General features: G+C 73.7%; 11 protein-coding genes. 7 read left to right on the top strand and 4 right to left on the bottom strand.

The annotated features are described in order from the left end of the window. A partial coding sequence (locus DEP02_RS32010; RefSeq protein WP_332872032.1) for a glycerol-3-phosphate dehydrogenase C-terminal domain-containing protein occupies positions 1-344 on the top strand: 344 nt, incomplete at its 5' end. A 291-nt stretch (positions 345-635) separates the two neighbouring features. Here DEP02_RS32010 and DEP02_RS32005 read toward each other — a convergent pair. The 4 genes from DEP02_RS32005 to DEP02_RS31995 all read right to left on the bottom strand — a co-directional run bounded on the left by DEP02_RS32005 (position 636) and on the right by DEP02_RS31995 (position 4962). Then, positions 636-1118, bottom strand: a complete 483-nt coding sequence (locus DEP02_RS32005; protein WP_157977590.1) for an effector-associated constant component EACC1 — start codon at positions 1116-1118, stop codon at positions 636-638. 208 nt (positions 1119-1326) lie between these two features. Then, entirely contained in the window at positions 1327-1536 is a 210-nt protein-coding gene (locus tag DEP02_RS33785) for a hypothetical protein (RefSeq protein ID WP_157977589.1), read from the bottom strand. Positions 1537-1992: 456 nt separating this feature from the next. Next, positions 1993-2511, bottom strand: coding sequence for a hypothetical protein (locus tag DEP02_RS32000; protein ID WP_112471176.1), 519 nt, complete (start codon positions 2509-2511; stop codon positions 1993-1995). Positions 2512-2676: 165 nt separating this feature from the next. Then, positions 2677-4962, bottom strand: a complete 2286-nt coding sequence (locus tag DEP02_RS31995; RefSeq protein WP_112471175.1) for a catalase — start codon at positions 4960-4962, stop codon at positions 2677-2679. 496 nt (positions 4963-5458) lie between these two features. Between DEP02_RS31995 and DEP02_RS31990 the strand changes: the two genes are divergently transcribed. The 6 genes from DEP02_RS31990 to DEP02_RS31965 all read left to right on the top strand — a co-directional run. Beyond that, a complete protein-coding gene (locus tag DEP02_RS31990) occupies positions 5459-6058 on the top strand; it encodes a lipoprotein (RefSeq protein ID WP_332872031.1) in 600 nt (199 codons plus the stop codon). A 134-nt stretch (positions 6059-6192) separates the two neighbouring features. Next, on the top strand, positions 6193-6885 hold the full coding sequence (locus DEP02_RS31985) for a nucleotidyltransferase family protein (RefSeq protein ID WP_112471174.1): 693 nt from the start codon (positions 6193-6195) through the stop codon (positions 6883-6885). Further along, positions 6882-7172: a hypothetical protein gene (locus tag DEP02_RS31980; protein ID WP_112471173.1), complete on the top strand. Its 291-nt coding sequence runs from the start codon at positions 6882-6884 to the stop codon at positions 7170-7172. Before DEP02_RS31985 ends, DEP02_RS31980 begins: the two co-directional genes overlap by 4 nt. Then, positions 7169-7924, top strand: a complete 756-nt coding sequence (locus DEP02_RS31975) for a metallophosphoesterase family protein (protein ID WP_112471172.1) — start codon at positions 7169-7171, stop codon at positions 7922-7924. The genes DEP02_RS31980 and DEP02_RS31975 overlap by 4 nt, the downstream gene beginning before the upstream one ends. A 38-nt stretch (positions 7925-7962) precedes the next feature. Continuing rightward, positions 7963-8427, top strand: coding sequence for a low molecular weight protein-tyrosine-phosphatase (locus tag DEP02_RS31970; protein WP_112471171.1), 465 nt, complete (start codon positions 7963-7965; stop codon positions 8425-8427). Continuing rightward, the coding region (locus tag DEP02_RS31965; protein ID WP_157977588.1) for a phosphotransferase at positions 8424-8771 on the top strand (348 nt) is incomplete at its 3' end. The genes DEP02_RS31970 and DEP02_RS31965, both read left to right, overlap by 4 nt.

Below are 8771 nucleotides of genomic sequence, written 5' to 3'. Positions count from 1 at the left end.
TGGCCGCGGGCCCCTCCCCCACGGCCGCCCTGCCCCTCGTGGGCGCCGCCTCACCGCGGCTGCTGGCCGCCCTTCCGGCACCGCGCCGCCTGATCCGCCGCTACGGCACCGAGGCCCCGGCCGTCCACGCCCTGGGCGCCCGGGACCCGCGCCTGCGCGAACCCCTCCTGGACGGCCACCCCGTCACCCACGCCGAACTCGTCTGGGCCCTCCACCACGAGGGAGCCCTCGACGCGTCCGACCTCCTCGACCGCCGCACCCGCGTCGGCCTGGTCCCCTCGGACCGCACAGCGGCCCTCCCGGCGGCGCGGGAGGCGGTGGGCGAGGCGCTGGGGTCCTGGTGAGAAGTTGCGTCGGAACCGGCGATCCGTGACGTTCCGTGACCGGTGGACCGGTCGGTGGAGTTGTTCGTCCCGCCGGTGAGGAGGACACCCGCTGCCGGTTCGGGCTCGGGGACGCGGCTCTGGAGCTGGAGCCGCTCCGCGGACACGGCGGTCACCTGCCGCTCGACGAGGGTGGCCAGGGTGTGTGGGCAGGCTCCGTAACTCGGCACCATCGGGCTGCCGTCCCGTACCGACGACCACGGCATGGCAGTCGGCCCCGGCGAGCCCGGACATCCACTCGTCCGTCACGGTTCAGCTCCTGCCGGAGCCGCCACCGCCGCTCGGCCCGTCACCACCGGGATCCGGACTCCCGCCGCCCGGTCCCGGTCGCCCGATCGTCTGCCCCGCCTCCAGCGCATCCACGATCCGCTGCACAACGTCCCCGGAGCTCCCGGGGGTCAGTCCGCGCACGCCCTGCGACTCGACCGTGACGACGGTGCCGTCGGACCGGGTGATGGTGACGGTCTGGCTGCCCTTGCGGCTCTGCAGCCAGGCCACGATCCCCGCCGCCAGCGCGGCGGTCACCCCGCCCGGTGCCAGCAGGACGGGCAGCAACTCGCCCACCGCGCCCATGCTGCCGACAGGTGGCGCGCCCACCGCGACCCGGCCGACCGCGCCGCGCAGTTCGGGGTCCCCCAGCAGCCACTCCCGCAGGTCGTCCGCCCCCGGTCGTGCCGCCGTGTCCTCCGGGCCACTCACGGCCACGGTGACCTCCACGCACCCTGCCCCCGTCATACGTCCTCTCCCCGATCCGCCGACTCGTGGTCCCGAACCCAGGCTAGCCCCGCCCCACTTCCGCCGACCACGCACGCGAGGGTGAACCTGCCCCAGGCAAAGGGCATTTGTGCGACGATCCGGGACCGTGCGGTCTCCAGCCCCGACGACACCGGGCTGCTCGCTTCCCGCGCTCGTGCTGTGGGCCGCCTCCCCGCAGGCACCCGGCTCAGCACGGATCATCCAGGGGATGGGTGAACAGCGCGTGGTTGAGCTTGCACACCGCGAATGCCGTGCCTTCCTCCGCCGCCCCCTTCGGGCAGAAGCGATCACACCGGGATGGGCTTGGCGGGTCGAACGGTGCGATATCGCCCCTTTCCGCCCGATTCAGCAGTTCCCCGCCCTTCCGGTGCAGCGAAGCCTGGATGTGGCCCGCCATGGGAGGGAGCGTCCGGCGCCGGGAGGCACCAGACGGAGGACGAGTACTTCAGGGTCGCCGGATTGCCCTCCGGCCACCTCTTGTCGACCTTGCCTTCGCAAGGGATGAAGGTGCGGTCCGATCCGTCGTCGCTCCGGCTGGTGACGGCCATCCGGAGCTCGGGCTCGGGGGCTTCGGCGGCTGGAGCGGGGGCAGCGCCTGTGGCAGACAGGAGAGCTGGTGTGCGGGTGCCGACAGCGGGCCGCGGGGACCGGGCCCGGCTCGTACAGGTCGGCCGGCCGGGACCGAAGGTCACCACCGCGGGCCGGGCGCCCTCGGCCGAGGGGCCGCCAAGCGTCCGGACCGGGTCGGCGCGTCCACCCCGCGGGCCGGGTGCGGCGCAGGTCACGGGACCGGACCGGGGTCGGTGGCCCGGGAAGTCCGCCGCGGGTACGGGCGGCCGGCCCTCCCGTCGGCTCAGGCCGCCAGGGCCGAGCCCGGGGTGAGGCGGGTGAGGAGTTCGGTGTGGTGGAGGGTGGCCACCGGGGACAGGAGGTCGGGGTGGCGGAGGAGGGCCGCCGCGTGGCGGTCGCTGTCGTCGGGGGCGAGCAGGCGGCGGAACTCGATCGGCGCGGCCGAGGGGTCGGCGAGCGCGTCCACCGCGCGGTCGGCCAGTTCGGCGTCGGTGAGCAGGCAGGCGGCCCAGCTCGCGACGACCTCGTCGACCCAGGTGCGCCAGGCGTAGGTGTCCGGGTAGTCGCTCTCGGCGCCGTCCGCACCGGTGATCCAGTCCAGGCGGGCCGAGCCTCCGGGGCCGGCCATCGTGACCAGAGCGGCGTCCATGGGCGTCGGGTAGCGCAGCCAGGCCGCGACCGTGACCGCCTGGCGCGCCTGCACCTCACAGAGGGCGGCGGCGAGCGCGCCGCCGGACGCCGGGTACGAGTTGGTCAGCCAGTGGGTGGTGGCGGCGATGAGCGGGGAGAGATCTTCGTGCACTACCGGGCCGTTCGAGCTGTTCACGGACAAAAAGGACGTGTGAAACGGTAGCTCTCGACCCTCGGGGAAAAATATGACGCAGGCCGCCTTCGGGACGTGGCTTCCGCCACATTCGCCCTGTGCACGGCGCCGAGGGCGGCCTGGTCCGCACAGTACCGGTGCCGGTCAGGCCCCGGCGGGGGCCCCGGCGGGGAAGCGTTCCCAGACGCGGTGGGCGCCCAGGAGCCGGGTGATCTGCTCCAGTGTGGCGGTGCCGCTGTCACCGAGGACCACGCCGGGCGAGTCGACGGGCACGCCGGCCGCCTCGAGCGCGGCCTCGGCCCCCTTCCAGGCGCCGATCGCCTTGCCGTGCCGGAAGGCCTCCGACAGCAGCAGGCTGACGCGCGGGTCGTGGGTCGCCTGCTGTACGGAGGGCAGGCCGGACTTGGCGTCACGGGCCCCGTAGGCGTCGGTGCCCACACCCGGCGTACCGGCGATCAGGACGGCGTCGAACTCGACGGACCGCGCGGTGGCGTAGCTGCGCTGGACGGTCAGCGCCCCGTCGCCGTTGCTGAGCCTGCCGCCGGACGGCGCGATGACGAGGGGCACCATACCCCCGGCGAGCACGGCCTCGCGCACGGTCCGTACGCCGTCCAGGTCGCCGCCCGGCCCGGCGATGATGCCGATGACCCTGCCGTCCGTGGGCCAGGTGTGCCCGACCTGGGACAGCGCCGGGCTGGGCCGCACGTCGGCCAGGGGCACGGTCGGCTCGGACGCCGGCAGCCCGAGGCCCTTGGCGACCTCCGCGCACAGCTCGGAGTCGATGTTGGCCAGCACCTGCAGGCCCCGTTCCTTGACGGCCTGCTCGTAGCACTTGCCCAGCTCGAAGGTGTAGGCGCCGATGATGTGCTCGCGCTCCACCGGGCTCATGCTGAGCCAGAACCGGCGCGCCTGGCTGAAGTGGTCCGCGAACGTCTCGGGCGCCTCACGGACCTTCTTCGCCTCCGGGATGCGTACGGGCGTCTCGATGTACGCCCCCGTGTCCGCGCCCGCGGTGAAGGGGCAGCCGCCGTCCAGGGAGTTGGGACGGTAGGGCGCGACGCCCCGGTGCACGGCCGTCTGGTGGAAGCTGTCGCGCAGCATGTCGTTGACCGGTGCGTGCGTGCGGTTGACCGGGATCTGCCCGAAGTTGGGGCCGCCCAGGCGGGTGATCTGGGTGTCCAGGTAGGAGAACAGGCGCCCGGCGAGCAGCGGGTCGTCGGTGATGTCGATGCCGGGCACGAGGTGGCCGGGGTGGAAGGCGACCTGCTCGGTCTCGGCGAAGAAGTTCGACGGGTTGCGGTTGAGGACGAGCCGCCCGATGGGCTGTACGGGGGCGAGCTCCTCGGGGACGATGTTCGTCGGGTCCAGCAGGTCGATGCCCTCGAAGGTCTGCTCGGGGGTGTCGGGGAAGGTCTGGATGCCCAGCTCCCACTCGGGGTAGGCGCCCGCCTCGATGGCGTCGGCGAGGTCCCGGCGGTGGAAGTCGGGGTCGACGCCGTTGATGATCTGCGCCTCCTCCCACACCAGCGAGTGCACGCCCAGCTTCGGCTTCCAGTGGAACTTCACCAGTGTCGTCCTCCCCCGGGCGTCGACCAGGCGGAAGGTGTGGATGCCGAAGCCCTCCATCATGCGGAAGGAGCGCGGGATGCCCCGGTCGGACATGTTCCACAGGACGTGGTGGGTGGCCTCGGTGTGCAGGGTGACGAAGTCCCAGTGGGTGTCGTGGGCGGTCTGCGCCTGGGGGATCTCCCGGTCGGGGTGGGGCTTGGCGGCGTGCACGATGTCGGGGAACTTGATGGCGTCCTGGATGAAGAAGACCGGGATGTTGTTGCCGACCAGGTCGAAGACGCCCTCGCTGGTGTAGAACTTGGTCGCGAATCCGCGGGTGTCGCGCACGGTGTCGGCCGACCCCCGGGAGCCCAGCACGGTGGAGAACCGTACGAAGACCGGGGTTTCGACGTCCTTGGCGAGGAAGGCCGCCTTGGTCACGGAGGCCGCCGTGCCGTAGCCGGTGAAGACGCCGTGCGCCGCCGCGCCGCGGGCGTGGACCACGCGCTCGGGGATGCGCTCGTGGTCGAAGTGCATGATCTTCTCGCGCAGGTGGTGGTCCTGCAGCAGGACGGGGCCGCGGGGCCCGGCCTTGAGGGAGTGGTCGGTGTCGTAGAGGCGTGTGCCCTGGGCGGTGGTCAGATAGCTCCCGGCCTGGGCCGTCCTGGCCTGGTCCGCGCCCGTCGGCTGTCCTGTCGGGGAGTAGGTGTCCGGGCCGGACTGGTCCGGCTTGGGCGGCAGCGGCTCCCTGGGCTCCGTCGGCTCGGCGACGGACGGTGACTCGGGGGCGGGCTTGCCGGGAACGCCCTCCTCCGGTCCCGCGCCGTCGCCCTGCAGGGCGTCGGTCACCTTGTGCGCTGCCTTCCTGATGGCCTCACTCATGAGTACCGCTTCCTCCGGTAGTTGGCCGTACCGCGGTGCGCCGCGGCCGCGTGCTGTCCGAGATGCCGGTCGTCGCCCGCCGGGCGTGGCCGCCGAGTCCGTGCCGTCCGGGCCCGTGCCGTCCGGGCCTCGGAAAGCGCGCAGGGCATGCGCGGGTCGGCGGGCGTGGGCTCGCACCCGGCGAGCCGAGTAAACAAAACACCCCAAACAGGGCATCAGTCCGGTCAATCTCTCACGGCGCGGGGATCGGCGCACGGGACGTACAACGAGGGGGTGAACCCGCTGAGCCGTCACCTGTGCGCTCCCCTCGTCCGCCGTCCCCGAGCCCGGCCGCCCCACCTGCGTACCCGGGGTGGGGTGCTCAAGACATGCGCAACCGTGCTCCGTTGCAGTGACGCGCCGTCGAGGACGGGAGAGACGCGGTGGGAATCGGGGCGGGGACGGCGTGGCGGGGTGCGGCGGCCGTGGTGGTGCTGCTGGGCGGGGCGCTGACAGCGTGTTCGGGGCATCGGAATCGGTGCACAGCGCGGCTCCGGCCGCCGGCGCGTCCAGCACGACGGCGGACGAGACGGCCGCCGCCGCCCGCAGCGGGGGCTCCGTCGGCGCCCGCGGCCCGGCCTGCGAGCTTCCCGTCACCTTCGACATCGCCGCGTACTGGAAGGCCGGGGCCGTGGACCGGCCGGCCAAGGACTCCCCCGCCGTCGAGGAGGCCGCCGACTCGCTCCTGCGCCAGGGCCCGGTGACCGCCGTGTGCGAGATCGACGCCAAGCCCGCCGGGAACATCGGCTTCCTGCACGTGTGGACCGGCGCCCCGGACGCGGGTGACGCGCGTACGGTGCTGCGGGCCTTCGTGGCCGCCGGGGGCGCCGTGAGCAAGGAGAAGTACCGCCCGTTCCGTGCGGGCGGGCTCGAGGGCGTCGAGGTCGAGTACCTCTCCACGAGCGAGATCCTGGACGAGTCGAAGCAGGAACGCGCCCTGGCCGTCAGCACCCCCGAGGGCCCGGTCGTCCTGCACCTGGGCGGCCTGGACACCGAGGAGCACCAGCGGATGCTCCCCGCCCACGAACTCGCCGGGAAGACCCTGCGCACCGCCTGACCACCGCCCGCTCGGCCGGAACTCGCTCCCACCGTGTCGCCGTGGGCGCACCGGGTACCCGACCGGCGCACGAGCGGCCGTCCTGCCCGGCCGGGCGACCGGTCGTCCGGTGCGGTGCGGTGAAGGGAGTGGTCATGACGCGCAACGGAGGCGACGCGGCTCCCGCCCGGCGAGCGGGACCCCCTGACCTTCGTCTGGCGACTGGCGGGAGCGGACAGCCGGCACTCCCCGGACCGGAGCCGCAGGACCGGCACCTGCCCCGTGACCGCAACCAGGCCATCCTGGAGGCGGCCAAGCAGGTGGGCGCCCTGCTGAAGCGGAAGGGGCACACCTTCGCGCTGGCCGGAAGCGTGGCCGCCTACGCCCACGGCGGCAGCGAGAACCTGCAGCACGACGCCGACTTCTGCGTACGGCCCGCCGACGCCGAAGGGATCGCCGACACGCTGCGCGAGGGCGGCCTGGCCGTCTACGCCCCGCCCGAGGACTGGCTGATCAAGGCCAAGTGTTTCGGCCAGGACGTCGACATCATCTTCGAACTGGCCCACCAGCCCGTCTCCCTGGAGATGCTCACCCGGGCCGAGGAACTGCCGGTCGACTCGGTGCGCATGCCCGTCCTCTCACCGACCGATCTGCTGTGGAGCCTGATCGGCGCCTTCTCCGAACACCACTGCGACTTCGGGGCCGTACTGCCCGTCGCCCGTGCTCTGCGGGAGAAGGTCGACTGGGACCGCGTCCGGCGGGACTGCGGGGACGAGCCCATGCCCGCCGCCTTCTTCTTCCTCCTCGAACGCCTCGACGTCATCGCCCCGCGGAAGGAGCAGCCATGAGCCACCACGGCGCAGGAGGGGCGTCCGGCGCTCCGGGCGCCGGCGACAACCTGGAGTACCGCGTCGCCCGTCTCAAGGAGCGGCTCGCCGCCGGCCCCCTGGCCGAACTGGGTGTGCGGCTGGAGGTGCGCGGCGAGGCGGTGCTGCTGACCGGCACCGTTCCCACCGCCCGGTGCCGGGACGAGATCTGCCGCACCGTCGACGAGGAGCTGGCCGGCCACCGGGTCCACTGCGACGTCGTCGTCGCCGACGCCTCCTCCCCCGACCGCGCGGAGGATCTCGCATGATCCGGATAGCAGCCGTCGGAGACATCCACATGGCGCCCGAGAGCCAGGGCACGCTCCGGCCCGCGTTCGACACGTTGCCCGAGTGCGCCGACATCCTGCTGCTGGCCGGGGACCTCACCCGGCACGGCACACCGGAGGAGGCCCGGGTGGTGGCACGGGAGATCCGGGACCTGCCGGTCCCGGTCGTGGCCGTCCTCGGCAACCACGACCACCACGACAACCGGCCCGGGGAGGTCACCGCCGTCCTGGAGGACGCCGGAGCCCAGGTGCTGGAGGGACGCGGTGTCGTCGTGCCCTGCGGCGAGGCGCGCGTCGGCGTGGCCGGCACCAAGGGGTTCGGCGGCGGCTTCGTCGGCCGCTGCGCGGGCGAGTTCGGCGAACCGCTGATGAAGGAGTTCGTCCGGTACAGCCGCCGCCGCGCGGACGGGCTGCGGATGTCGCTGGAGCAGCTGGGCAGGCAGGGGTGCGACGTACGGATCGCGCTGACCCACTACTCCCCCGTGCCGGAGACGCTCGCCGGTGAGCCACTGGAGATCTATCCGTTCCTCGGCAGCTACCTGCTGGCCGAGGCGATCGACACGGCCGGCGCCGACCTCGCCGTGCACGGCCACGCGCACGCCGGCACGGAGAACGGCATGACCAGCGGCGGCGTCCGGGTGCGCAATGTCGCCCAGCCGGTCATCGGGCGGGCCTTCCACGTCTACCACGTGCACGCACGGGAACCGGTGGCGGCGGGCGATCGGTCCGGCTGACCGGGCCGGCGCCGCGGGGGCCTCGTACCCTGGGGGCCGTGCACATCTGTTTCATCTGCAGCGGGAACATCTGCCGCTCGCCGTCCGCCGCGCTGGTGTTCGCCGAGCAGCTGCGCCGGGAGGGGCTGGAGGACGCGGTGCGGGTCACCAGCGCCGGCATCGGCCCGTGGCACGTGGGAGAGGCCATCGACGAGCGGTCCGGTGAGGTGCTCGCCCGGTACGGCTATCCGGTCGAACACGTGGCCGCGCAGGTCGGGGCCGAGCATCTGGACGCCGATCTGTTCCTGGCCATGGACGGCGGTCACGAGAAGGCGCTGCAGCGACTTGTCGACGCCCCCTCCCGGGTGCGGCTGCTGCGCTCCTTCGACCCGGACGCGACCGGCGACCTCGACGTGCCCGACCCGTACTACGGCGGCCCGGAGGGCTTCGACGAGGTGCTGGCCATGATCGAGGCCGCGATGCCCGGTCTGCTCGCCTGGGTGCGCGAGCGCCTCGCCGTATGACTCGCCGTCCGACGGCCGGCGCCGACGACGATCCGGGTGCCGCGGCCGCCCGGCTGACCGGGCGGCCGGTGACCGGTCGGCGCCCGCTGTCCGGGGCCCTCGCCGAGGTGACGCTCGACGACGGCCGGGTGGTCGTGGTCAAGTGCGGCGACGGTCCGGGGGCGGTGCGGGCCGAGGCCGCGGGACTGCGCTGGCTCGCCGAGGCGGGCGCGGTGCGGGTCCCAGTGGTGCACGGTCACGACCGGCGCTGGCTGGTGACCGACCGGGTGCCGCAGGGCCGGCCGAGCCCGCGGGCGGCGGTCCGGTTCGGCCGCGGCCTGGCCGCGCTGCACGCCGCCGGGGCG

The organism is Streptomyces triticisoli (assembly GCF_003270085.1).
GTDB lineage: Bacteria > Actinomycetota > Actinomycetes > Streptomycetales > Streptomycetaceae > Streptomyces > Streptomyces triticisoli.
Note: the sequence above shows the minus strand (reverse complement) of the source record. Positions and strands in the feature narration are given on the sequence as shown.

Bases quoted from the DNA above. Each gene is read 5' to 3' on its own strand.
- DEP02_RS32005 (WP_157977590.1), bottom strand. From the start codon at position 1,118: ATGACGGGGGCAGGGTGCGTGGAGGTCACCGTGGCCGTGAGTGGCCCG.
- DEP02_RS33785 (WP_157977589.1), bottom strand. From the start codon at position 1,536: ATGGCGGGCCACATCCAGGCTTCGCTGCACCGGAAGGGCGGGGAACTG.
- DEP02_RS31995 (WP_112471175.1), bottom strand. From the start codon at position 4,962: ATGAGTGAGGCCATCAGGAAGGCAGCGCACAAGGTGACCGACGCCCTG.
- DEP02_RS31985 (WP_112471174.1), top strand. From the start codon at position 6,193: ATGACGCGCAACGGAGGCGACGCGGCTCCCGCCCGGCGAGCGGGACCC.
- DEP02_RS31980 (WP_112471173.1), top strand. From the start codon at position 6,882: ATGAGCCACCACGGCGCAGGAGGGGCGTCCGGCGCTCCGGGCGCCGGC.
- DEP02_RS31975 (WP_112471172.1), top strand. From the start codon at position 7,169: ATGATCCGGATAGCAGCCGTCGGAGACATCCACATGGCGCCCGAGAGC.